Raw genomic sequence first — 22,828 nt, 5'->3', positions numbered from 1 at the left:
TCATGCCCTCCTTTCCATGGAGGTTTCCAGGACGCGCCAGCACAGGGCCGGGTAATCCAGGCCTGCGACGGCGGCAGCCTTCGGCACGAGCGAGTGCGAGGTCATGCCCGGGGCGGTGTTCACCTCGAGCAGCCAGTTCTTGCCGTGACGGTCGCGCATGATATCCACGCGACCCCAGCCGAAACAGTCCACGGCGTCGAAGGCGCGCAACGCGAGCGCGCGCATCTCCTCCTCGGCGTAACCGGAAAGGCCGGGGCAGATGTACTGCGTATCGTCGGCGACGTACTTGGCGTTGTAATCGTAGTACTCGGTTGCCGGCACGATCTTGATCGTGGGCAACACTTCGCGACCCAGGATGCCGACGGTGAACTCGCCGCCCTCGTGCGCGTCACCTTCGATCAGCGTTTCCATCAGCAGATCGCCGGGATAGCGGTGCGCCAGTTCCACGGCGGCGTCCAGGTCGGACTCCTTGAAAACGCGCGTGACACCGACGCTGGAACCTTCCCAGGCGGGCTTCACGATTAGCGGGAAGCCCACCTCGCGCGCGGCGGCGTGCACATCGGCACCGCGCGGCAGCGCGCGGAACTTCGGAGTCGGCAGGCCCAACGCCTGCCAGACCTGCTTGGCGCGAATCTTGTCGAGCGACAGCGCCGAACCCAGCACGCCCGAACCGGTATACGGCACGCCGAGCGACTGAAGCGCGCCCTGCAGCTCGCCGTTCTCACCGCCCGCGCCGTGCAGGATGTTGAACACGCGCGCGAAGTGTCCGGCGCGTACGGCGTCGAGCAACGCCGGAATGCCGTCGATCGGATGCGCGTCGACGCCACCGGCGCGCAGTGCGTCCAGCACGCCCTTGCCGGAATTCAGCGACACCTCGCGCTCGGCGGAATTGCCACCGTAGACCACCGCCACGCGCCCGAATTGGGCGGGATCGGTGACCAGGCGCGGGAAACGGGTGGTGCTCATCACTTACGGGTCCTCAGGTGGCCGGCGTTGGCCAGCTCGATGGCCGCCGTGCCGATGTCGCCGGCGCCCAGCAGCATGATCAGGTCGCCGTCGCGCGCGAGCGCGGGCAGCGTGTCGCGCAGGTCGCGCGGGTGGTCGACCAGCACCGGATCGGTCTTGCCGCGCGCACGGATCGCGCGTGCCAGGGCCTTGCCGTCGGCACCGGCGATCGGCGATTCACCGGCCGGGTAGACCTCGGTAAGCACCAGCACGTCGACCTCGGCCAACACGTTGGCGAAGTCGTCGAGCAGGTCGCGGGTACGGCTGTAACGATGCGGCTGGAACGCCACGACCAGGCGACGGTCGGGCCAGCCACCGCGTGCGGCGGAGAACACGGCGGCCAGCTCGCGCGGGTGGTGGCCGTAGTCGTCAACCAGCAGTGCGTTGCCGGTGTCCAGCGCGATCTCGCCGCGACGATGGAAGCGACGGCCCACGCCCTGGAAACCGGCCAGCGCGCGGGCGATGGCCTCGCCTTCCACACCGAGCTGCCAGCCCACCGCCGCAGCGGCGAGGGCGTTCTGCACGTTGTGCAGGCCCGGCAGGTTGAGCGTGATGGCCAGCGCGTCGGCCATGCCCGGCAGGCGCACGTCGAACTGCATCTGGAAACCGATCTGGCGCACGTTCGTGGCGACCACGTCGGCCTTCGGGTTGTCGATGCCGTAGGTGACCAAGCGGCGCGAGGTGTCCTGCGCCAGCTTCGCGGTTTCCTCGTCGTCGATGCACAGCACGGCCATGCCGTAGAACGGCAGGCGATGCAGGAAATCGCCGAAGGCCTTCTTCACCTGGGCGAAGTCGCCGTTGTAGTTCTCGAGGTGGTCGGCGTCGATGTTCGTGACCACCGCGATCACCGGCGAGAGCATCAGGAACGAGCCGTCGGATTCGTCGGCTTCCGCCACGAGATACTGGCCCGTGCCCAGGCGCGCGTTGGCGCCGGCGGCGTTGAGCTGGCCACCGATGACGAAGGTCGGGTCGTACTCGGCCTCGGCCAGCACGCTGGCGACGAGGCTGGTGGTGGTGGTCTTGCCATGCGTACCCGCGATGGCGATGCCACGGCGGAAGCGCATCAGCTCGCCGAGCATCTCGGCGCGCGGCACGGTCGGGATGCGCTGGGCGCGCGCGGCGACCAGCTCCGGGTTGTCCTGGCGGATCGCGCTGGAGGTGACCACCACGTCGGCACCGTCGATGTTCGAGGCATCGTGGCCGATATGAACCTGGACGCCCAGGCTGGCCAGGCGTTCCGTGGTCGGCGAATGCGCGCGGTCGGAACCGGACACGCTATAGCCGAGGTTGTTCAGCACTTCGGCGATGCCGCTCATGCCGACGCCGCCCACGCCGATGAAGTGGACTCGGCGGAACGAGGTCATGAAATCGTCGTGGGCGCGCAAACGACCGGGCGTCATGCGGATACCTCCATGCAGTGACGGGCAATCGTTGATGCAGCGTCGGGTTTGGCCAGCGTGCGTGACGCATTGGCGGCGGAAAGGATGCGGTTGCGGTCGACGAGCAGTTCGTCGAGCAGCTTCGCCAGCATGTCCGGCGATTCGTGGCTGGACAACGCGCCGTCGGCGACGATGCGTGCACCACCCACGTCGACCATCGCGCGGGCGTTGGCGGTCTGGTGGTCGTCAACCGCGAACGGGAACGGCACCAGCACGGCTTCCTGGCCGGCGGCGCACAGTTCGGCGACGGTCAGCGCGCCGGCGCGGCAAAGCACGAGGTCGGCCCATTCGTAAGCGCCGGCCATGTCTTCGATGAAGGCCACGATGTTCGCGGCGCTGCCGGCAGCGGTATAGGCGTCGAGTGTTTCCTGCAGGTTGCGCTCACCGGTCTGGTGGACCACCTCGGGCACCATGGCGCCCGTTGCCGCCATGCGGGCCAGGGCCTTGGGCAGTACGGCGTTGAGCGTGCGGGCGCCGAGGCTGCCGCCCAGCACGAGCAGGCGCGGCGCACCGTCGCGACCGGCCAGGCGCTCGAAGGGAGCCGGCACGGCGGCGATGCGGGCGCGCACCGGATTACCCACCCACTCGCCGTTCGGCAGCACGTTGGGGAAACCGGTGAGCACGCGCTTCGCGAACGAAGCGAGCTTGCGATTGGTGAAGCCGGCGACGGCGTTCTGCTCGTGCACCACCAGCGGAATGCCCGCCAGCTTCGCGGCCACGCCAGCCGGACCCGCGACGTAGCCGCCCATCGACAGCACGCAGCGGGGCTTGAGCTTGCGCAGCAACGCCAGCGATTCGAACAACGCACGCACCAGCATCACCGGGGCGAGCAGTCGGGTCTTCATGCCCTTGCCGCGCAGGCCACCGACCTTGATCGTGTGCAGGTCGAGACCGTGCGCCGGCACGACACGCGTCTCCATGCCGCCTTCGGCGCCGAGCCAAGCCACCGGCACGCCACGCGAACGCAGCTCGTCGGCCACGGCCAGACCCGGGAAGATGTGGCCACCGGTGCCGCCGGCCATGATCAGGACGGGGGCGCTCATGCCATGCCTCCCGCCGGAGCCGAGGTCGGCACCGCGTTCGCCGGCTGGCGCACAGCGGACTGGCGCGCATCCTCGGCGCGGTTGATCTCGAAGGTGGCGCGCAGCAGCACACCGACCATCGCGCAGGTCATCAGCACCGACGAACCGCCGGAGCTGATCAAGGGCAGCGTCAGACCCTTGGTGGGAAGCACACCGAGATTCACGCCGATGGATACCATCGCCTGGAAACCCATCATCAGCGAGATGCCGTAGGCCACGTAGCCCGAGAAACGCTGGCCGAGCTCGACGCCCTTGAGGCCGATATACAGTCCACGCCCGACGAGCACGATGTAGAGCCCGATCACGACCACGATGCCGGCCAGGCCCAGCTCTTCGGCGAGCACGGCCAGGATGAAGTCGGTATGCGCCTCGGGCAGGTAGAACAGCTTCTGCACGCTGGAGCCCAGACCCACACCGGTCCATTCGCCACGACCCACCGCGATGAGCGCCTGGGTGAGCTGGAAACCGTCATTGAACGGGTCCTTCCACGGATCGAGGAAGGAGGTGAGGCGCTTGATGCGGTAGTCCTCGGCGGTGGTGGCGTAGATCAGCAGCGGGATCAGCGGCATCGCCAGCAGCACGAGGTTGCGCATGCGGGCACCGGCCAGCCAGACCATGCCGACCGTGGTGGCGACCACGAGGGCCGCCGAACCGAAGTCGGGCTGGGCCAGCAGCAGGAGCACCATGAAACCGGCCACGGCGATCGGCTTCACCACGCCGAACAGTTCGTATTCCACGCCTTCGCGATGGCGCACGAGGTAGCTGGCCAGATAGGCCACAAGGATCAGCTTCACCGCTTCCACCGGCTGGAAGCTGGTGACGAACAGGTTGATCCAGCGGCGCGCACCGTTGATGCGCATGCCGAAGCCCGGCACGAACACCAGCAGCAGGATGCAGATGCCGACGAGCAGCAGCAGCGTGCTGTGCTTCTCGATCGTCTTCAGTTCCGTGCGCATGGCGACACCGGCCAGCACGAAGCCAAGCGCCAGGAAGCTCAGGTGTTTCTTGAGGTAGTAGAACGCGCCCACGTGCGAGCCGTCGGCCACGGCGATGGAGGCGGAGGTGACCATCACCACGCCCATCGTGGCGAGCGCGAGCGCGGCCACGAGCAGCGGGAGGTCGAAACTCCCCCGCGGGCCCTGCCGGCGCTGTGCCTGCTTGTTGCCGAAGCCGAACATGATTTCTCAGCGCACCTTCAAGGTAGCCAGACCAATGAGCACCAGCACGACGCTGATGATCCAGAAACGCACGATGACCCGGGGTTCGGGCCAGCCCTTCAGTTCGAAGTGGTGGTGGATCGGCGCCATGCGGAAGATCCGCTTGCCGCGCAGCTTGAAGCTGGCGACCTGGAGCATCACCGAGGCGGTCTCCATGACGAAGACGCCGCCCATCACCAGCAGCACGATCTCCTGGCGCACGATCAGCGCGACGCAGCCGAGCGCGGCGCCGATGGCCAGCGCACCGACGTCGCCCATGAAAACCTGGGCCGGATAGGTGTTGAACCAGAGGAAGCCGAGCCCCGCGCCGGACAGCGCGCTGCAGAAGATCGCCAACTCGCCCGCACCCGGAATCGCCGGGATACCGAGGTACTCGGAGAACAGCTTGTTGCCGGCGAGGTAGGCGAAGATGCCCAGCGCGCCGGAGACCAGCACGCTCGGCATGATCGCCAGGCCGTCGAGGCCGTCGGTAAGGTTCACCGCATTGGAGAAGCCGACGATGATGAAGTAGCCCACCACGACGAAGAGCACGCCGAGCGGGATCGCCACCTGCTTGAACAGCGGCACGTACAGCGCTGTCTCGGCCGGAAGCTGGTGGGTCTGGTACAGGAACACCGCGGCGGCGAGGCCGAACACCGACTGCCAGAAGTACTTCCAGCGGCTGGCGAGGCCGCGGCTATCCTTCAACACCAGCTTGCGGTAGTCGTCGTAGAAGCCGATCGCGCCGAACAGCAGCGTCACCAGCAGCACGACCCAGACATAGCGGTTGCCGAGGTCGGCCCACAGCAGCGTCGAGATGCCGATGGCGAACAGGATCAGCGTGCCGCCCATCGTGGGCGTGCCGGCCTTGGAAAGATGGGTCTGCGGACCGTCGCTACGCACCACCTGCCCCGCCTTGAGGGCGGCGAGCTTGCGGATCATCGCCGGACCGAGCAGCAGCGACACGGCCAGCGCGGTGAGCGCCGCCATGATCGCGCGGAAGGTGATGTACTGGAAAAGATGCAGCGACGTGAAGTGCCGAGCCATCCATTCCGCCAGTTCAAGCAGCATGGGATGCTCCTTCAGCGTGTTTCTTCATCGCTGCCGCGACTCGCTCCATACCGGAGGAGCGCGACCCCTTCACCAGGACGGTGACGCCCTGGTGGATGTCGTGGCACGCGGCCGCGATCAGGGCGTCCTGCGTATCGAAGTGATGGGCGCCTTCGCCGAAGGCTTCCACCGCCGCGGCGCTCTTCGCCCCGGTCGCCAGCAGGCGGTCGATACCACGCTGGTGGGCCAGGCGACCGGTGTCGGCGTGCATCTTCACGGCGTCGGGGCCCAGTTCGGCCATGTCGCCGAGGATCAGCCAGCGCTCGCCCTCGGCCAGCGACAAGGTGTCGATGGCGGCGGCGGCGGAACCCGGGTTCGCGTTGTAGCTGTCGTCGATCAGCGTCCAGCCGCCCGGCATCGGCTCGAGGTTGAGGCGGCCCGCGACACGCGGCACCTGCTCAAGACCCTCGACGATGGTTTCCACCGGCACGTCCAGCGCGATGGCGATGGAGGCGGCGGCCAGGGCGTTCGCAACGTTGTGGCGACCCGCCAGCGGCAGGTGCACGTCGCCGTCGCCGTGCGGCGTCGAGAGCACGAAATGCGTACCGTCGATGCGTTCCTCGACGATATCGGCGCCGATGTCAGCACGATGGGTCAGGGCATAGCGAAGCGTGCGACGCGAACCAGCCAGGCCGGCGAAGAAACCGGCGAAGCGCTCGTCGTCCGCATTGATGATCGCGACGCCGTCGGGCGGCAGCGCCTGGTACAGCGCCCCCTTGGTCTCGGCGACGCCTTCGATGGTTCCCATGCGCTCAAGATGGGCAGGCGCGATGGAATTGACGAGGCCGATATCGGGCCGCGCGATGGCGGCGAGATAGTCGATGTCGCCCGGCTTGCCCGCACCCATTTCGAGCACGGCGTAGCGCGTGTCCGCCGGCATGCCCAGCAGGGTCAGCGGCATGCCCAGCTCGTTGTTGAAGTTGCCAGCGTTGACGTGGGTGCGGCCGTGGCGCGACAGGATCGACGCCGTAAGCGTCTTCACCGTGGTCTTGCCATTGGAGCCCGTGATGCCGATGACGCGGACATTGCTCTGGGCACGCACCGCGCTGGCCAGGTCGCCCAGCGCGAGCTGGGTGTCGTCGACGATGACCTGGGCGATCGGCGCGTCCACGGGACGGGTGACCAGCGCGGCGATGGCGCCACGCTCGGCGGCCATGGCCACGAAATCGTGGCCGTCCACGCGCTCGCCCGGCAGGGCCACGAACAGATCGCCGGCCTTGAGGGTACGGGTATCGATGGAAAAGCCGGTGACCTCGACATCGGCGCCATGCAGGCGGCCGCGAGTCCAGAGGGCGACGGCGGAAAGGCGCATCATGCGCGGGCTCCCTTGGTGCTGGATGCCATCGCCTCGCGGGCGACGGCGAGGTCGTCGAAGGGCTGCTTGCCCTGCGGACCTTCCTGATAGGTTTCGTGACCCTTGCCGGCGATCAGCACGACGTCGTCGGCCTTCGCATCGGACAGGGCCAGGGCGATGGCGGAGGCGCGGTCGCGCTCCACCATGACGGTGTCGGGGTGGGCGAAGCCGGCCACGATCTGGGCGACGATGGTGTCGCCGTCCTCGCTGCGCGGGTTGTCGTCGGTGACGATCACCACGTCGGCGAGGCGCTCGGCGATGCCGGCCATGATCGGGCGCTTGCCCTGGTCGCGGTCGCCACCGGCGCCGAAGACGCAGATGAGTCGACCCTTGGTGTGCGAACGCAGTGCCAGCAGCGCCTGCTTCAAGGCGTCCGGCGTGTGCGAGTAATCCACGACCACCAGCGGCTTCTTACCGTCGCCGCCGAGGCGGCTCATGCGTCCGTTGACGGGCTGGAGCGATTCCAGCGCGGCATGGATGCGGTCGAACGGTTCGCCCAGCGCGCCCAGCACCGCCGCGACGGCGAGCAGGTTGGCGACGTTGAAGCGACCCAGCAGTGCGCTGCGCACGGTGCGCATGCCCCACGGGGTGTTGAGATTGAAGGACAGGCCCTTGGCCAACGTGACGATGATGTCCGCGCGGATCTCGGCGTCCTTCTCGGTGGCCTCGTGGGCCATCGAGGTACGCAGCTTCGCCACGCCTTCCGGCAGGCCCTTGGCCAGCTTCAGGCCGAACGCGTCGTCGATGTTGATCACCGCCGCGCGTAGACCCTCGAAGGCAAACAGCTTCGCCTTGGCCGCGCCGTAGGCTTCCATCGTGCCGTGGTAGTCGAGATGGTCGCGCGTGAGGTTGGTGAACACGGCCACGTCGAAGGCGACGGCGTTCACCCGCCCCTGCTCCAGCGCGTGCGAGGACACTTCCATCGCGACGTGCGTGGCGCCGGCTTCGCGGAAGTCCGCGAACAGCGACTGCATGCTGATCGCGTCCGGCGTGGTGCGCTCGCCTTCGACGACGGCGCCATGCATGCCCGCGCCCAGCGTGCCCACCGACGCCGGCTTGCGACCGAGGAAGGCCAGCGCCTGCGTGATGAGCTGCACGGTCGAGGTCTTGCCGTTGGTGCCGGTGACGCCGATGACCTGCAGGGGCTGCGACGGCGAACCGTAGAAGCGGGCGGCGATGCGCCCCGTCTTCTCGCGAAGGCCCTTCACCGTCACCACTGGCACGCCCGGATCGACGGCGTCGAACGGCGCTTCGGCGAGGATGACGGACGCGCCCTGCTCCACCGCTTTGGCGGCGAAGTCCATGCCGTGGCCCTTCGTGCCGCGCAGCGCGACGAAGGCGTTGCCTTCGACGATGGCACGCGAATCGAGCGAGAGCCCGGAAACGAGAATTTCGCCGACACCCGGGGCGTCGGCGAAACCGTCGAGAAGATCCGCGAGGCGCATGGTCATGGGACCACCTCTTCCGCCGCGCTGTCGTCCGCTTGTGGCGGTGCGTTGTTCGTACTGATCATGCCACCCTGGCTCGGGCCACCGGCGTACCAGCGACCGACGTTGTCCGGTGGAATGTCCAGCAGGCGCACCGCGCCCTGCATCACCTGGACGAAGGCCGGTCCGGCGACCGAGCCGCCGTAGTAGCGGCCGCCCTTCGGGTCGTTGATGACCACGACGGTGACGATGCGGGGTGCGCTGGCCGGGATCATGCCCACGAACAGCGAAATGTAGTTGTTGGCGTAGTAACCGCCAGCGGAGTTCTTGTGCGAGGTACCGGTCTTGCCGGCCACGCTGTAGTTGGCCACGGAGGCGAAGCCGTAGCCGGTGCCGCCCGGGGCGACCACGGTCTCGAGCATGCGCACGAGTTCATGGGCCACTTCGGGGGTGACAACCTGATTGGGCGGGTTGTCGGCGCCCTTGATGAACGACGGCGCGCGGTACTGGCCGCCATTGCCGATGGCGGCGTAGCCGGTGGCCAGCTGCAGCGGCGTCACGTTGAGGTTGTAACCGTAGGCCAGGCGCGACTTCTCGATGGGCTTCCAGGTACGGCCCACCGGCAGGTAGCCGGAGGCCTCGCCGGGGAAGCCACTGCCCGTGCTGTTGCCGATGCCGAACGACTTGTAGATGCCGTAGAGGAAATCGGTGTCCAGCGTCATCGCGATCTTGGCCGCACCGACGTTCGACGACTTGGTGATGACGCCGGTCGGGGTGAGCGTGCCCCAGTTATGCGTGTCGCGCACCGGGTGGCCACCCATCATCCAGGTACCCGGCGAGGTCTCGATCAGCGGCGAGGTGGGGGTGTACTTGCCGCTGGTGAGCGCGGCGGCCATCGTGAACGCCTTCATCGTGGAGCCCGGCTCCACCACGTCGGTGACGGCGCGGTTGCGGCGCTCCTGCGGGGTGCTGCCACGCACGGCGTTCGGATTGAACGACGGCAGGTTGGCCATGCCCAGCACTTCGCCGGTGTGGACATCCATCACCACGATCGAGCCGGAGTCGGCCTTGTTCTTTTCCAGAGCGTCCTTGAGGGCGCTGTAGGCGAGGTACTGAATGCGGCGGTCGATCGACAGCGTGAGATCACGGCCCGGCTGCGGCTCGCGCACCAGCTCGACGTCCTCCACCACATGACCCATGCGGTCACGGATGACGCGCTTGGCGCCCGGCTTGCCGGCCAGCCATTCGTCGAAAGCGAGTTCCAGGCCTTCCTGGCCGTGGTCGTCGATATTGGTGAAGCCGAGAATATGGCTGTTCACCGCACCCGACGGGTAATAGCGACGGTATTCGCGCTGGGAGGCGATGCCGGGAATCTTCAGGTCGACGACCGCCTGCGCGTCCTCGGGACGCATCTGGCGGGCGATGTACATGAATTCCTTGTCGGCGCGCGCCTCGATCTTCTGCTTGAGGTCGTCGGCGTCCACGTGCAACGCATGCGCCAGCTCCGGGATGCGATCGGCGTTTTCGAGCACCTCGGGCGGGTTGGCCCAGATCGAGGCGACCGGCGTCGACACGGCAAGTGGCTCGCCGTTGCGATCGAAGATGGTGCCGCGCGACACAGCGATGGGCATTTCGCGCAGGAAGCGCGCATCGCCCTGGTCCTGGTAGAACTGCTTGCGCACCACCTGGAGATCGAACGCACGCACGACGAGGCCGGACGCGGCGATGCAGAGCAAGGCCACCATCACGGTCATGCGCTTGCGCGGGCTCGGTCCCTGGCCGCGGCGGCGGCTCGGCACCACGGGCTTGCCGTAGCGGGCCCTCATCGGCGCACCAGCTGGATGTCCTGCTGCTTCGGCGTGTACATGCCGAGGCGGGCGCGGGCTTCCGCATCGATGCGGCTGGGCTCGGCGTAGGTGGCTTGCTCCAGTTCGAGACGACCGTATTCGACGCCAAGATCGTCCTTCTGGCTTTGCAGGCGGGACAGCTCGACGAACAGGATGCGGCTCTCGTGACGCGTCCACACCACACCGATCGCGCTGGCGATGACCGCCAGCAGCAGGATCGTGAGGCAGAACGCGCCGAAGACCTTCATGCGAGTTTCTCCGCCACGCGCAGCACGGCGGAACGCGAACGCGGGTTCGCGGCGACTTCGGCATCGGACGGGAAGATGGCCTTGCCGACCGGCTTCAGGCGCGCAGCCTTGGCTTCGGTGGGCGGTGCGCGGCGATTGCCCTGCACGCGGCCTTCGTGCGAACGGATGAACTGCTTGACGGTGCGGTCTTCCAGCGAATGGAAGCTGATGACCGACAGGCGACCACCCACCTTGAGCAGTTCGAGCGCGGCGTCGAGGCCACGCTGCACGGATTCGAGTTCGGCGTTCACGCGGATGCGCAGCGCCTGAAAGGTGCGGGTCGCGGGATTCTTGCCCGGCTCGCGGCGACCGACGCAACGGGCGACCAGTTCGGCGAGTTCGCCGGTGCGGGCGATCGGCGCGGTGGCGCGACGCTCCACGATGACCTTGGCGATGCGACGACTGAAGCGCTCTTCGCCGAAGGTCCACAGCACGTCGGCGATTTCGGCCTCGTCGGCCTCGGCCAGGAAGTCGGCGGCGCTGATGCCGCGCGTGGTGTCCATGCGCATGTCCAGCGGCGCATCAGCCATGAAGCTGAAGCCACGGCTGGCATCGTCGAGCTGCGGCGAGGAGACGCCCAGGTCGAGCAGGATGCCGTCGAGGCCGCCTTCGAGGGCCGCCCATTCGCCCATCGTGGCGAAGTTGTCGTGGCGTAGGGACACGCGCGGATCGGTGGCGAGCCCGGCTTCGGCTACGGCGATGGCGGTCGGGTCGCGGTCCATGAGGTAGAGGCGACCGTCGGCGGACAGACGGTCCAGAATGGCCCGGGCGTGACCGCCCCGACCAAAGGTTCCGTCCAGATAGCGCCCGTTCTCGCGCAAGGCGAGGCCCTCCACCGCTTCGTCGAGCATCACCGGGATGTGTACTTCGCGCCCCGCCGTCACCACATCCCGCTCCCGTTACGCCACTACTTAGAAATTCAGTTCGTCGTTACAACCGCAGTTCCGCCATGTCGTCGCTGACCTCGTCCTCGCTGATCGTCTGCCGGATCTTGGCGAGGTGGGCCTGTTCGCTCCAAAGCTCGAACTTGTTGCCCATGCCCAGCAGTACGGCTTTTTTTTCTATGCCCGCCGCGGCGCGCTGACTGGCTGGCAAGAGGACACGGGCCGCACCGTCGGGCTCGACGATCGCGGCAGCACCCACCAGCTTCATCTGCAACGCACGGTGGACAGCCTTGACGCTGGACAGGGCATTGACCTGGTCGCGGACCTGCTCCCACTCCGCGTACGGGAAAATCCACAGGGATCCCGACTCGAAGGGGTTGTAGGTAATCACCAGTCGGTTTGCGCAGGCGTCGGCCACCAGATCCCGATACGAGGTCGGAATCGTCAGACGACCTTTGTCGTCGACCGTGATGGCGGTTTCGCCTTGAAACATGACTGAGGGCTACCCCACTAAATCCCACGATTTCACACTGGAGCCCACGATAGTCTCGCCCCTTGAGACTGTCAAGGAATTTTTTCTTGTGAATCAAGGAGAAAGCTTCCATTCATGACCAATTCCAGCCATTTCTCAGAAAGCAACCGAAGGTGGTTGAATCGCGAGGATTTTTTGACGGATGGCTCTGCGCGACGAGGGGCGGGGCGACGTGAAAATGGCGTGGAGACTGAACGAATGCCAGGAAATCGCATCCCACCCAACCATCGGCGTCGACATCCTCTTGTAGGAGCGCGCTTGCGCGCGATGGATGCTCGCCGCAACCCGACGACGAAAACGCGATCGGGGCACCGAAGTGCCCCGATCGCGACAGAATGAAAGGAGTCGGCCGGTAAGCCGGGTTCTGTGCGTCTTGCGACGTGACAGTCATTCTTCTCGGCCTAGCGTCACCGCCAGGCTCTAGCAACCTACCCGGGAACGACGCGGGCCGCGTCATGGTTCCCTTATTTGGTCTTGCTCCGGGTGGGGTTTACCGTGCCGTGCGACGTTAGCCCCGCACGCGGTGCGCTCTTACCGCACCCTTTCACCCTTACCTGATCCCCTTGCGGGGCCATCGGCGGTCTGCTCTCTGTTGCACTGGCCGTCAGCTCACGCTGCCCAGGTGTTACCTGGCACCCTGCCCTGTGGAGCCCGGACTTTCCTCGACGCGCACAAGGCGCGACGCGACTGTCTGGCCGACTCCACCTCCGATTATAAGCCATGCTGGCTAGAATGAGCGGCCAGTCAACGCGGAAATTCCGATGTCCCAGCCTCGCCCCGGCACCCTGCACGTCGTCGCCACGCCCATCGGCAACCGCGACGACATCAGCGCGCGCGCCATCGAGACCCTGCGCAAGGTGGCCGTGATCGCCGCGGAGGACACCCGGCATACGCGTCCGCTGCTCATCCACCTGGGCATCGACACACCGCTGGTGGCGCTGCACGACCATAACGAGCGTACGGCCGTGGATGCCCTGGTCGAACGCATCCGGGCGGGTGAAGACGTCGCCCTCGTGTCGGATGCCGGCACGCCGCTGATCAGCGACCCCGGCTTCCGTCTGGTCCGCGCGGTGCGCGCCGCCGGCCTGAAGGCCAGTCCGGTGCCGGGTCCCAGTGCGGTCGTGGCGGCGCTGTCGGTTGCCGGACTACCCAGCGACCGCTTCATCTTCGAGGGATTCCTCCCGGCCAAGGGCGGCGCGCGGCGGTCGCGGCTGTCCGAGCTGGCCGGCGAGTCGCGCACCCTCATCTTCTATGAGTCGTCGCATCGCATCGTCGAATGTCTGGAAGACATGCGTGACGTATTCGGCGCGGATCGCGAGGCGGTGATGGCCCGCGAGCTGACCAAGCTGTTCGAAACCGTGCTGGGTGCGCCACTGGGCGAACTGGTGCCGCGCGTCACCGCTGATCCCAACCAGCAGAAGGGCGAGTTCGTGGTGATGGTCGCCGGACGCGAAGCCGGCGAGGACGAACGCCTGGCCGAAGGCCTTCGCGTGTTCGGCATCCTCAAGGACGAACTGCCGCCCGCCAAGGCGGCAAAACTGGCCGCCGCGATCACCGGCGCGCCACGCAAGGCGCTCTACGGCGCCTGACGCCGAACCCCGTGGGAGCCGCTTCAGCGGCGAGAAGCCAACGAAGCGGTGTCGCGGGAACCCTTCGCACCTGATGAATAACCACCTACCTGTCGCAGCATAAACGGCGCCGGATCACGCCGGCCTCGCGAAGCGATGGGCTATGATCCGGGGCGTTTCGGCGCCGGAGGGCGCCTCCCGCGTTACCAAAGGAAACCGCGATGCGAGCGATGCGCGCCACCACCCTCGGCCTCCTGCTGTCCGCCGGCCTTGCCGGCTGCGTGACCCCGGGTGGCACGACCCAGCCACATGGCACGGCACCCAGCGGCGAGGCGACGCAAGCCGCGCAGGCGCTCTACACGAAGGGCCAGTTCGACCAGGCCGCGCAGGCCTATCTGGCCCTGGCCGACCAGGACGCCACGCATCGCGACTACTTCCGCCTGCTCGCGGCCGAGTCGTATCGCCAGGAAGGTGCCCTGGAGCGCGCCGCGCCCGTGCTCGGCGATATCCGCCGCTCGCGCCTGGAAGGCGAGGATGCCCTTCGCTTCGACGCCATCCGCGCGGAACTCGCTCTCAAGAAGGGCGACCCGGCGACCGCCCTGTCGCTCACCGGCAAGCCGTCGTCGCGCGTGTCCCCGCAGATCGAACAACGCCTTGCCGAACTGCGCGCCCGTGCGCAGGTAGCCTCCGGCGATCCCTGGAGCGCGGCGCAGACGCGTGTCGACCTCGACGGCCAGTTGCGCGGTATCGACCGCGAACAGAACCGCAAGGAAATCCTCGCGATCCTGACCAGCCTGGGTGCGCAGCCGCTCGCCACGCGTGGCGCGACGCTACCGGCGAACGATCCGCTGCGACCCTGGGTGATGGAAGCCCAGACCCAGTTGGGCAGCGCCACCCGCTCGCCCGCGGTGCTCGACCAGGCCGTGGGCACCGTGACCGGCGACAAGGGTGTGCGCGAAGGCTACAAGGTGCCGACCAAGGTCGCCCTGCTGCTGCCGCTGACCGGCCCGCTCGCGGGTGCGGGGGCCGCCATCCGCGACGGCTTCTTCGCCAACTACATCGACGCCGCGCACACCAACGCGCCCCGCCCGGAAGTGGTGGTCTACGACTCCGGCAACGACGCCACCCATGCCGTGGCCGCCTACGACAAGGCCGTGTCCGAAGGCGCCCGCTTCGTGGTCGGACCGCTGAACCGCGATGGCGTCTCCGCGATCTTCGCCAAGGGCGCCCTGCCCGCGCCGATGCTCACGCTGAACTACCCCAACGACAACAAGAACCTGCCGCCGTCCGGCGCCAATGAGTTCGGCCTGCTGCCGGAAACCGAAGGCGCCCAGGTCGCCGATCACATGGCCGATCGCGGCCTGCACTCGGCCGTGGTGATCGTGTCCACCGACGACTTCGCCCGCCGCGCCGGCAATGCCTTCAAGGCTGAGTGGCAGGCGCGCGGCGGCAAGCTGGCCGGACAGGTCACGCTGGACGCCAACAGCATCGACTTCGCCTCGCAGCTCTCCGGCGCAGGCATCGGCGCCACGCCGGAAGGCGATACCGACGGCGGTGTGTTCATCAGCATGAAGCCGCAGCAGGCCCGCCTGCTGATGCCCCAGCTACGCCTGACCCGCAACACCGAACCAGTTTTCGCCACCTCTCACGTGTACGCGGGTAGCGACGATCCCACCACGGATCGCGACCTGGAAGGCGTGGAGTTCTGCGACGCGCCGTGGCTGTTCGACGCGCAACCGGGTCTGCCGCATCGCGCGGATCTCGCCAGCGCGATCCCGGCCACGCGGGGTGTCGCCGCACGCCTGTTCGCCTTCGGCATGGATGCGTGGGGCCTGGTGCCGTACATCGACTGGATGCGCGGCCACCCCGGCAGCTATCTGCCGGGCGCCACCGGTCAATTGGTCGCCGACGAATTCGGTCGCGTGCGTCGCGTACTCATCTGGGCGCGCTTCACCGACGGCGTGGCCCGCCCGGTCGCGGGTAGCCTCGAACTCGAAGCGCCGGCCACGGCCCCCACCGTCGAGAGCGGCGGCGGCTGATCTCCCGCCGGCGCGGACAGGAGTCCGCGTTGAAACCACCCCGCACCACCACCCCGCGCCGCGCCCTCGGAGACCGCTTCGAAGGCGCGGCGCTTTCGTTTCTGCAGGCGCGTGGCCTGCGCCTGGTCCAGGCCAACTTTCTTTGTCGACACGGCGAGATCGACCTCGTGATGCGCGAGGGAGAGGTCGTCGTCTTCGTCGAGGTGCGCTACCGGCGTGGTGCCGCGTTCGGCGGAGCGCTGGCGTCCGTCACGACCGCCAAGCGACGGCGCATCGTCAGCGCCGCGCATATCTGGCTGACGGGGAGGCCGCTCGATGCGCGACGGCCGTGCCGGTTCGATGTGGTGGGGTTTGAGGGTGAGCGCATGGAGTGGGTGCGGGGGGCGTTCGATGGGGATTGGTGATCGCGACCTGGCCTGTCGCGCGCAAGCGCGCTCCTACAATGCGTAAGCGTCCTTGATATCAAGCGGTAGCGAAAAATGCCTCGCGCCCCAGCTTCGCCAGGTCGGCGACGGTGTCCACCGTGATGTCCGGCGGCGTGTCTTCCAGGTCCTTGCCCGCCGCCGCCGCATAGTGCCCCTGCTTTACGAACACCGTGGTCACGCGATCGCCCAGCAGCTTCTTCAGTGCCACGAGGATGCGCGGCTTGTCATCGACCATCACGTAGTGGTCAGCCGGGTAGCGGGCCTGCATGTCGTCGAGCATCTCTTCCTTGTGCACGTAGATCAGCACGTCCTCGCGGAAGGCTTCCCATAGCCCCGCGCGACGGATCTTGCGCGGCTGGAACACGGTATCGCCGTCAGACATGATCACCGGACGACCCAGCGTGCGCAGGTGGTCGATGGCTTCCAGCACGCCCGGGAAGCGACGCTGCTCGAAGGGGTAGTCGAGCAGGAAGAACGACATCTCCATGAAGGAGCGCTCGCTGCGCTGCCCGCGCAGGCGCTGCAAGACGCCCAGATAATCGGCGTAGCCCACTTGGCCGCGAATCTCCTTGTCGATGGCGTTGTAGCGCTCGCGGCCATCCGTGCCGAACTCGTGTTCGAGCCGGGCGGCGAGGTCGGCGCTGAAACGGTCGTTGTCGATCAGGGTGTTGTCGACGTCGAACAGGAAAACGATGGAGTCGCGGTCGGACACGGCGTTGCCTCTTACGGAAAGCGGATGCCCCATCATATGGGGACGCCCGTGACGATCCGAAGGCCGGCGGTCAGGAGGCCCGCTTGGGTGGCACCAGGGACAGGCGCTTGTTTGCCGCCGTGGAAGCCCGCGGCGCCAGCAGGCGCTCGATCTCGTCCGGCGGCAGCGGCCGCGAGTACAGGAAGCCCTGCCCTTCCTGGCAGCCCGCCTTCAGCAGGAAGTCGTGCTGGGGCTCAGTCTCGATGCCTTCGGCGATGGTGTGCAGGTCGAGGCTGCGGGCGATGGCGAGCATCGCCTCGGTGATCGCCACGTCGTTGCCATTGGTCGGCAGGCCGGTGATGAAGGAACGGTCGATCTTCAGATAGGCCACGGCCGGCAGCTTCAGGTAGGCCAGCGAGGAGTACCCCGTGCCGAAGTCGTCGATCGCCACGGCCACACCATGCTTGTGCAGGGCCAGCATCGTGCGCTCGGTATCCTCGCCAAGTCGAAGGATCGCGCTTTCGGTCAGTTCGATGAGCAAGCGGTTGGCCGGCACGCCCGTCTTCGCCAGGGCATGCTCGACGCCCGGTAGGAATTCCGGATGGGCGAATGAGCCGGCGGAGACATTCACCGCCACGCGCAACGGCGGCAGGCGAAGTTCGTCCCAGACCACCAACTGGCGGCACGCCGTTTCCATGACCCATTCGTCGATCTGGCGGATCAGGCCCAGGCTTTCGGCGATGGGGATGAACTCGTCCGGCGGCACACTGCCGCACTCGGGATGCCGCCAGCGGATCAGGGCTTCCACCGCCACGATCCGCCCGCTGCGGATCTCGACGCTGGGCTGGTAGAGCAACTGGAATTCGTTACGGACAAGCGCCTGGCGCAACTCCGAAGCAAGCTTCAGGCGGCGCCGCGCGTCGGCGTGCATCTTGGGCGTGTAGAAACGCAACGCGTTGCGTTCTTCCGTCTTCGCCACATACATCGCCGCGTCGGCGTTCGCGATGAGGGTGACCGGGTCGTTGCCGTCCAGGGGATAACCCGCGATGCCGATGCTGGCGCTGACGAACAGCTCGTAGTCGCCCAGGTCGAAGGGGCGCGCCAACGCGGCCAGCAAGGCTTCCGCGGTGACCAGGGCTTCCTCGCGCGAACGCAGGTCTGCCAGCAGGATGGTGAATTCGTCGCCACCGATGCGACCCGCCACGTCGTGCGGCGACAGCTGCGCGCGGATGCGCTCGGCCACGCGCATGAGCAGGGCGTCGCCCGTGGCATGGCTATAGCTGTCGTTGATGACCTTGAACGCGTCGAGGTCGACGAACAGCACCGCGACCGCGCCGCGCTCGTGGGCGGCGCGCGTGATCGCCTCGGCACAGAGCCGCTCGAATTCGGAGCGCGTGACCAGACCCGTCAGCGGATCGTGCGTGGCCATGTGCTGCAGGCGCTGGCGATCGGCCTTGCGCGCGGTGATGTCGGACACCACCGCGACGTAATGCTGCGGCTTGCCTTCCGCGTCGCGGATCGTGCTGATGCTCATCAGCTCGGGATACGTGCTGCCATCAGCACGGCGGCTTTCCACTTCGCCGAGCCAGTTGTCGCCGGCGGCGATGTTTTCCCACAGCGATGCAGGCAGCGGACGGCCATCGGGCAGCGTGCGCGTCGCGTCGAACTGCGTCTTGCGCAACGCTTGCACGGGAATACCGGTGAGCTTCGTATGCGCCGCGTTGGCGGTGGTCACGCGGCGCTCGGCGTCGGCGATGATCACGCCTTCCGCGATGCTCGCCAGCGCTTCGGCGGCGATCTTGCGCTCCTGCTCCATCGCGACGCGATCGGAGATGTCGCGCACGATGGCCTGGCAGACCTGGCGCGATCCCCACACCACGAGGCTGCTCTGCGTTTCCACCGGTCGCGTCTTGCCCTCGACGCCACGCAAGGTACCCACGCCGGAATACGCGGTGCCGTCGACGAACAGGCTCGACAACTGGATGCCGGTGAGTTCGTGTCGCGAGCAGCCGATCCAGCTCGCCGCGCGTCGATTGGCGTCGAGGATGCGGCCGGTTTCCTCGTCCACCATGAAGATGGCGTCGGCGGCGCTGTCGAATAGCAGGCTGTAGCGTTCCTCGGTGCCACGGATACCGGCGAGGATGCGACTCGCCAGACGCATCCACAGTGCCGAAGCGAGCGCGGCCACGCCGAGCACGGTGAAGAAAAGCACCCTGCCCAGCCACGAGGCGCCGTTGGCGATGTCGAGCGAGAACGCCTTGGCGCGTGGCTCGATGAAACGGTTCAGCGCACCGATGTGCGCACGCTCTTCCTCGATGTCCTGCGCGGTCAGCGTACCGGCGTTGTATCCGTGCTCCAGCCGCTCCGCGATACCGTCCAGTTCGGCGAGACTATCGTCGACCGAATGCCACTCCGTAATGGCCTCGCGCACGTAAGGCATGCCGGAGAAATGTTCGAAGATGAAGACCATGCCGGGGATGGCCTCGGGGATGACCCCGCCACGGGCGAAGTCGTCCTCCACCTCCGCATGCGAAAAATGACCGCTGGCGATGGCATCGCGCGCGGAGCGATCGGCCATCAGCACCGCATAGTTACGCTTGAAACCATTGAGGTCGTCAGCACGCCCATGCTGGGCGTAATCGTCCAGGTCGATGACCGCCTGCTTCTGGGCTTTCGACCAAAGACTCTCGCCGTTGAGAAAACCGGCGAGAGTCACCTGGGTCTGTAGCGCGACCCACGTCAGGGTGAGGATGAGGCACACGACCGCCACAAGCGCATAGGCCAAGGGCCTCAGGCGCCGTGCCAGTGGTCGTTGTTGACTGGCCTCAATGCGTCGCATCGAATCCCTCTACCTCAAACTATTCGTGATATTGCGCTACTTTGCTTGCAACTATCGAGTTACGCGGCCGCCTCGTTCAACTTGCGGATGGAGAGGATGCCATCCATGCAACGATCCAGCGTCACCGTCATGGCGACGTAGCTGCGGCGAACGCATTCCTTCACGTGCTCGATCTGGTCCACTGGCGGATTGCTCCCCAGCAGCGTGCAGACAATTTCCAACGCCTCCCACGGATGGGTATCGTCATACGCGGCATGGAGCTGAAGCCAGCGCAGACCGGCTTTTCGGCCGGAAATCGGCAGACTTTCCGCATAGGCCTTGCTTTCGTAGACAATCTGCGACCAATCACCGGTGGCTCCTTCCACCGCATAGTTGGTAGCGGCCATGCCCGCGGCCAGCGAATCGTGCCGGGACACTTCCTCGCACCAGTCGGCCAGGGCCTGGGAACCCTTCGGCGGCTCGCCGCCCAGGACCTCCTCGCGGGACACCCCCGCCGATTCGGCCCAGTTGAGCCAGTACTCGGCATGGTTCTGCTCCACGCGAATGTTGCGGACCAGCCAGCGGCGGGCGAGATCGTCGCCCGGGCTGCGGCCGTAACGGGTCTTGAGCAGGCTATGGGACATATAGCCGGGGAAGCGTTCGATCACGGGCCACACCCCCACCATGAAGTTGCGGGTGGTCTGCGGATCCAGCGTGGCCTCGACCATCGCCGACCACATGTCGTGGCGGACGATGGCCGCGCGGGCGTCTTCACAGGAGGACACCATGTCCTGGGCCCAGGTCGGGTAGCTGGTGATGTCCATCTGCGGACCGGTAAGTTCGAAACGAGCGTTCATAAGGCGATCTCCCTAAAGATCTTTGCCATTGGAAGGTCCGGGCGGACCGGGGCGACCCGCGGCCCGCCCAGCCGGTCCCCATTGCGGGGCCGGACGATCATTAGGGCACATCCCCCGTCACGACTTGCCGGATACGGGGGTGCCATCGGTCATGGACACGAGGGTGGGTAGCGGGTCTATCGTGGGCGACCTTTTCCACCCCAAGGAGCTTCCATGGCCACCATCCACCGGCTACTCGTCACCGCCATCGCCTGCGCGCTGGCCACGTCCACCGTCGCGGCGGCCGACCAGCCCTCGGGCGTGGACCTCAAGGGCATCGACCATGCCGTGAAGCCCGGCGACGATTTCGACGGATACGCCAACGGAAACTGGAAGAAGACGGCCCAGATCCCGGCCGATCGCGCCAGCACCGGCATCTTCCTGCAGGTGTTCCAGAAGGCCGAGAAGCGCAATGCCGACCTCGTGAAGGAAGCGGCCGCCGCCAACGCCCCCCAAGGCAGCAACGAGCGCCTGATCGCCGACTACTACAAGGCCTTCATGGACCAGGCCGGCATCGAGAAGGCCGGGCTGAAGCCGCTCGAACCTGCGCTGGCGAAGATCGACGCCATCGCCGACAAGCAGACCCTGTCCACCGCGTTGGGCGCCCAGCTGCGCGCCGACGTGGACCCGATCAACGCCACCAACCTCGACACCGGCCACCTGCTCGGCCTGTTCGTGGCGCAAGGCCTGGAAGATCCCTCGAAGAACTACCCCTATCTGCTTCAAGGCGGCCTGGGCATGCCCAACCGCGATTACTACCTGAAGAACGACAAGGATATGGTGGAGGCGCGGACCAAGTACGCCGCCTTCGTCCAGGCCGTGCTCGCCAAGGCCGGCACGCCCGATGCCGCCGCGAAGGCCAAGGCCATCGTCGCCCTGGAAACCAAGCTCGCCGAAGCCCAGGCCTCCATCGTGGAGAGCGAGGACATCCACAAGGCCAACAATCCGTGGAAGCGCACCGAGTTCGCGACGAATGCCCCGGGCATCGACTGGGATGCCTACTTCAAGGCCGCCCAGCTCGATGACCAGCCCACGTTTATCGTCTGGCAGCCGGCCACGGTGACGAAGTTCGCCGCGCTGGTCGCCAGCGAGCCGCTGGACACCTGGAAGGCATGGCTGCGCTACCACACCATCAGCGAAGTCACCTTCGTGCTGCCCAAGGCGTTCGACGACCTGTCGTTCGAGTTCTACGGCAAGACGCTCACCGGCACGCCGAAGCAGCGCGATCGCTGGAAGCGCGGCCTCAGCGTGCTCGACGGCGACCTCGGCGACGCCGTGGGCCAGATCTACGTGAAGAAGTACTTCCCCGCCTCCTCGCGCGCCGAAGTGCAGGACATGGTGAAGAACCTGCTGAAGGCCTTCGACCAGCGCGTCGATACGCTCGACTGGATGAGCCCGGCCACCAAGCAGAAGGCCAAGGCGAAGATCGCCACCATCAAGGTCGGCGTGGGCTACCCGGATACCTGGCGCAGCTACGCCGGTCTTGAAATCCGGCCGGACGACGCCCTGGGCAACCACCAGCGCGCCAACCTCGCCGAGTACCACCACCAGCTCGCCAAACTCGGCAAGCCGGTGGACCGCGACGAGTGGTGGATGACCCCGCAGACGGTAAACGCGGTGAACCTGCCATTGCAGAACGCACTGAACTTCCCCGCCGCGATCCTGGAAGCGCCGTTCTTCGATCCCAAGGCCGACGCCGCGTCCAACTACGGCTCCATCGGCGCCGTGATCGGCCACGAAATCAGCCACAGCTTCGACAACACCGGCGCGGAGTTCGACGCCCAGGGTCGCCTCGCCAACTGGTGGACCGACGCCGACCAGAAGCACTTCAAGGAAGCGGGCCAGCGCCTGGTGAAGCAGTTCGACCAGTACGAGCCGTTACCGGGCCTGCACGTCAACGGCCAGCAAACGCTGGGCGAGAACATCGCGGACGTGTCCGGCCTGGCGATCTCCTATGCCGCCTATAAGGAAAGCCTGGGCGGTAAGCCGGCTCCGGTGATCGACGGCCTGACCGGCGACCAGCGCTTCTTCCTCGCCTTCGCGCAGAGCTGGCGCGAGAAGACCCGCGACGCGGCGATGCGCCAGCAGGTGATCGGCGACGGTCACGCGCCGGGCCAGTTCCGCGCGCAGACCGTGCGCAACCTGGACGCCTGGTACGACGCGTTCAAGCCGCAGGCCGAGCAGAAGCTGTACCTGGATCCGGCGCAGCGCGTGAAGATCTGGTAAGT

General features: G+C 66.9%; 18 protein-coding genes and 1 other RNA gene. 4 read left to right on the top strand and 15 right to left on the bottom strand.

Annotation, left to right across the window (positions count from 1 at the left end; genetic code table 11):
- From GAK28_RS21435 to rnpB, 12 genes are all read right to left on the bottom strand, one after another.
- Nucleotides 1-966 carry a D-alanine--D-alanine ligase gene (locus GAK28_RS21435; RefSeq protein WP_291784233.1) on the bottom strand — a complete coding sequence of 322 codons (966 nt, stop codon included), beginning with the start codon at nt 964-966 and terminating at the stop codon, nt 1-3.
- Nucleotides 966-2,405: a UDP-N-acetylmuramate--L-alanine ligase gene (gene murC, locus GAK28_RS21430; protein ID WP_291784230.1), complete on the bottom strand. Its 1,440-nt coding sequence runs from the start codon at nt 2,403-2,405 to the stop codon at nt 966-968. Before murC ends, GAK28_RS21435 begins: the two co-directional genes overlap by 1 nt.
- A complete protein-coding gene (gene murG, locus GAK28_RS21425) occupies nt 2,402-3,487 on the bottom strand; it encodes an undecaprenyldiphospho-muramoylpentapeptide beta-N-acetylglucosaminyltransferase (protein WP_291784228.1) in 1,086 nt (361 codons plus the stop codon). The genes murC and murG overlap by 4 nt, the downstream gene beginning before the upstream one ends.
- Nucleotides 3,484-4,704 (bottom strand): putative lipid II flippase FtsW, encoded by a 1,221-nt coding sequence (ftsW, locus tag GAK28_RS21420; protein ID WP_291784226.1) that lies wholly within the window; start codon nt 4,702-4,704, stop codon nt 3,484-3,486. Before ftsW ends, murG begins: the two co-directional genes overlap by 4 nt.
- 6 nt (nt 4,705-4,710) lie before the next feature.
- A complete protein-coding gene (gene mraY / locus GAK28_RS21415) occupies nt 4,711-5,793 on the bottom strand; it encodes a phospho-N-acetylmuramoyl-pentapeptide-transferase (RefSeq protein ID WP_291784224.1) in 1,083 nt (360 codons plus the stop codon).
- Nucleotides 5,783-7,147, bottom strand: coding sequence for a UDP-N-acetylmuramoyl-tripeptide--D-alanyl-D-alanine ligase (gene murF, locus GAK28_RS21410; protein ID WP_291784222.1), 1,365 nt, complete (start codon nt 7,145-7,147; stop codon nt 5,783-5,785). The genes mraY and murF overlap by 11 nt, the downstream gene beginning before the upstream one ends.
- The gene (locus GAK28_RS21405) at nt 7,144-8,637 is read right to left on the bottom strand and encodes a UDP-N-acetylmuramoyl-L-alanyl-D-glutamate--2,6-diaminopimelate ligase (protein WP_291784220.1); all 1,494 of its coding nucleotides are present in this window, start codon (nt 8,635-8,637) and stop codon (nt 7,144-7,146) included. Before GAK28_RS21405 ends, murF begins: the two co-directional genes overlap by 4 nt.
- Entirely contained in the window at nt 8,634-10,439 is a 1,806-nt protein-coding gene (locus GAK28_RS21400; RefSeq protein ID WP_291784218.1) for a penicillin-binding transpeptidase domain-containing protein, read from the bottom strand. Before GAK28_RS21400 ends, GAK28_RS21405 begins: the two co-directional genes overlap by 4 nt.
- On the bottom strand, nt 10,436-10,708 hold the full coding sequence (ftsL, locus tag GAK28_RS21395) for a cell division protein FtsL (protein WP_291784217.1): 273 nt from the start codon (nt 10,706-10,708) through the stop codon (nt 10,436-10,438). The genes GAK28_RS21400 and ftsL overlap by 4 nt, the downstream gene beginning before the upstream one ends.
- On the bottom strand, nt 10,705-11,631 hold the full coding sequence (rsmH, locus tag GAK28_RS21390) for a 16S rRNA (cytosine(1402)-N(4))-methyltransferase RsmH (RefSeq protein ID WP_291784215.1): 927 nt from the start codon (nt 11,629-11,631) through the stop codon (nt 10,705-10,707). The genes ftsL and rsmH overlap by 4 nt, the downstream gene beginning before the upstream one ends.
- A 46-nt stretch (nt 11,632-11,677) precedes the next feature.
- Complete coding sequence (mraZ, locus tag GAK28_RS21385) at nt 11,678-12,124, bottom strand: division/cell wall cluster transcriptional repressor MraZ (RefSeq protein ID WP_291784212.1); 447 nt, start codon at nt 12,122-12,124, stop codon at nt 11,678-11,680.
- 376 nt (nt 12,125-12,500) lie between these two features.
- Nucleotides 12,501-12,866: RNase P RNA component class A (gene rnpB, locus GAK28_RS21380), an RNA gene on the bottom strand.
- A 58-nt stretch (nt 12,867-12,924) separates the two neighbouring features.
- On the opposite strand from rnpB, the gene rsmI reads away from it, so the two are divergent.
- The 3 genes from rsmI to GAK28_RS21365 all read left to right on the top strand — a co-directional run bounded on the left by rsmI (nt 12,925) and on the right by GAK28_RS21365 (nt 16,174).
- Complete coding sequence (gene rsmI / locus GAK28_RS21375; RefSeq protein ID WP_291784210.1) at nt 12,925-13,752, top strand: 16S rRNA (cytidine(1402)-2'-O)-methyltransferase; 828 nt, start codon at nt 12,925-12,927, stop codon at nt 13,750-13,752.
- Between the two features lie 200 nt (nt 13,753-13,952).
- A complete protein-coding gene (locus tag GAK28_RS21370) occupies nt 13,953-15,770 on the top strand; it encodes a penicillin-binding protein activator (protein ID WP_291784208.1) in 1,818 nt (605 codons plus the stop codon).
- Between the two features lie 29 nt (nt 15,771-15,799).
- The gene (locus tag GAK28_RS21365) at nt 15,800-16,174 is read left to right on the top strand and encodes a YraN family protein (RefSeq protein ID WP_291784206.1); all 375 of its coding nucleotides are present in this window, start codon (nt 15,800-15,802) and stop codon (nt 16,172-16,174) included.
- 58 nt (nt 16,175-16,232) lie between these two features.
- Here GAK28_RS21365 and GAK28_RS21360 read toward each other — a convergent pair whose 3' ends face one another.
- The 3 genes from GAK28_RS21360 to GAK28_RS21350 form a co-directional block, all read right to left on the bottom strand.
- Nucleotides 16,233-16,907 carry an HAD family hydrolase gene (locus GAK28_RS21360; protein ID WP_291784204.1) on the bottom strand — a complete coding sequence of 225 codons (675 nt, stop codon included), beginning with the start codon at nt 16,905-16,907 and terminating at the stop codon, nt 16,233-16,235.
- A gap of 70 nt (nt 16,908-16,977) precedes the next feature.
- Entirely contained in the window at nt 16,978-19,671 is a 2,694-nt protein-coding gene (locus tag GAK28_RS21355) for an EAL domain-containing protein (RefSeq protein WP_343161900.1), read from the bottom strand.
- 113 nt (nt 19,672-19,784) lie between these two features.
- The gene (locus GAK28_RS21350) at nt 19,785-20,561 is read right to left on the bottom strand and encodes an iron-containing redox enzyme family protein (RefSeq protein ID WP_291784200.1); all 777 of its coding nucleotides are present in this window, start codon (nt 20,559-20,561) and stop codon (nt 19,785-19,787) included.
- A gap of 213 nt (nt 20,562-20,774) precedes the next feature.
- On the opposite strand from GAK28_RS21350, the gene GAK28_RS21345 reads away from it, so the two are divergent.
- Nucleotides 20,775-22,826, top strand: a complete 2,052-nt coding sequence (locus tag GAK28_RS21345; protein WP_291784198.1) for a M13 family metallopeptidase — start codon at nt 20,775-20,777, stop codon at nt 22,824-22,826.
- Nucleotides 22,827-22,828: the final 2 nt, after the last annotated feature.

This window comes from Luteibacter sp. (assembly GCF_009912395.1).
In the GTDB taxonomy this organism is placed as follows: Bacteria; Pseudomonadota; Gammaproteobacteria; order Xanthomonadales; family Rhodanobacteraceae; genus Luteibacter.
This window is presented reverse-complemented; position numbering and strand designations above follow the sequence as displayed.

Bases quoted from the DNA above. Each gene is read 5' to 3' on its own strand.
- GAK28_RS21435 (WP_291784233.1), bottom strand. From the start codon at position 966: ATGAGCACCACCCGTTTCCCGCGCCTGGTCACCGATCCCGCCCAATTC.
- murC (WP_291784230.1), bottom strand. From the start codon at position 2,405: ATGACGCCCGGTCGTTTGCGCGCCCACGACGATTTCATGACCTCGTTC.
- murG (WP_291784228.1), bottom strand. From the start codon at position 3,487: ATGAGCGCCCCCGTCCTGATCATGGCCGGCGGCACCGGTGGCCACATC.
- ftsW (WP_291784226.1), bottom strand. From the start codon at position 4,704: ATGTTCGGCTTCGGCAACAAGCAGGCACAGCGCCGGCAGGGCCCGCGG.
- mraY (WP_291784224.1), bottom strand. From the start codon at position 5,793: ATGCTGCTTGAACTGGCGGAATGGATGGCTCGGCACTTCACGTCGCTG.
- murF (WP_291784222.1), bottom strand. From the start codon at position 7,147: ATGATGCGCCTTTCCGCCGTCGCCCTCTGGACTCGCGGCCGCCTGCAT.
- GAK28_RS21405 (WP_291784220.1), bottom strand. From the start codon at position 8,637: ATGACCATGCGCCTCGCGGATCTTCTCGACGGTTTCGCCGACGCCCCG.
- GAK28_RS21400 (WP_291784218.1), bottom strand. From the start codon at position 10,439: ATGAGGGCCCGCTACGGCAAGCCCGTGGTGCCGAGCCGCCGCCGCGGC.
- ftsL (WP_291784217.1), bottom strand. From the start codon at position 10,708: ATGAAGGTCTTCGGCGCGTTCTGCCTCACGATCCTGCTGCTGGCGGTC.
- mraZ (WP_291784212.1), bottom strand. From the start codon at position 12,124: ATGTTTCAAGGCGAAACCGCCATCACGGTCGACGACAAAGGTCGTCTG.
- rsmI (WP_291784210.1), top strand. From the start codon at position 12,925: ATGTCCCAGCCTCGCCCCGGCACCCTGCACGTCGTCGCCACGCCCATC.
- GAK28_RS21370 (WP_291784208.1), top strand. From the start codon at position 13,953: ATGCGAGCGATGCGCGCCACCACCCTCGGCCTCCTGCTGTCCGCCGGC.
- GAK28_RS21350 (WP_291784200.1), bottom strand. From the start codon at position 20,561: ATGAACGCTCGTTTCGAACTTACCGGTCCGCAGATGGACATCACCAGC.
- GAK28_RS21345 (WP_291784198.1), top strand. From the start codon at position 20,775: ATGGCCACCATCCACCGGCTACTCGTCACCGCCATCGCCTGCGCGCTG.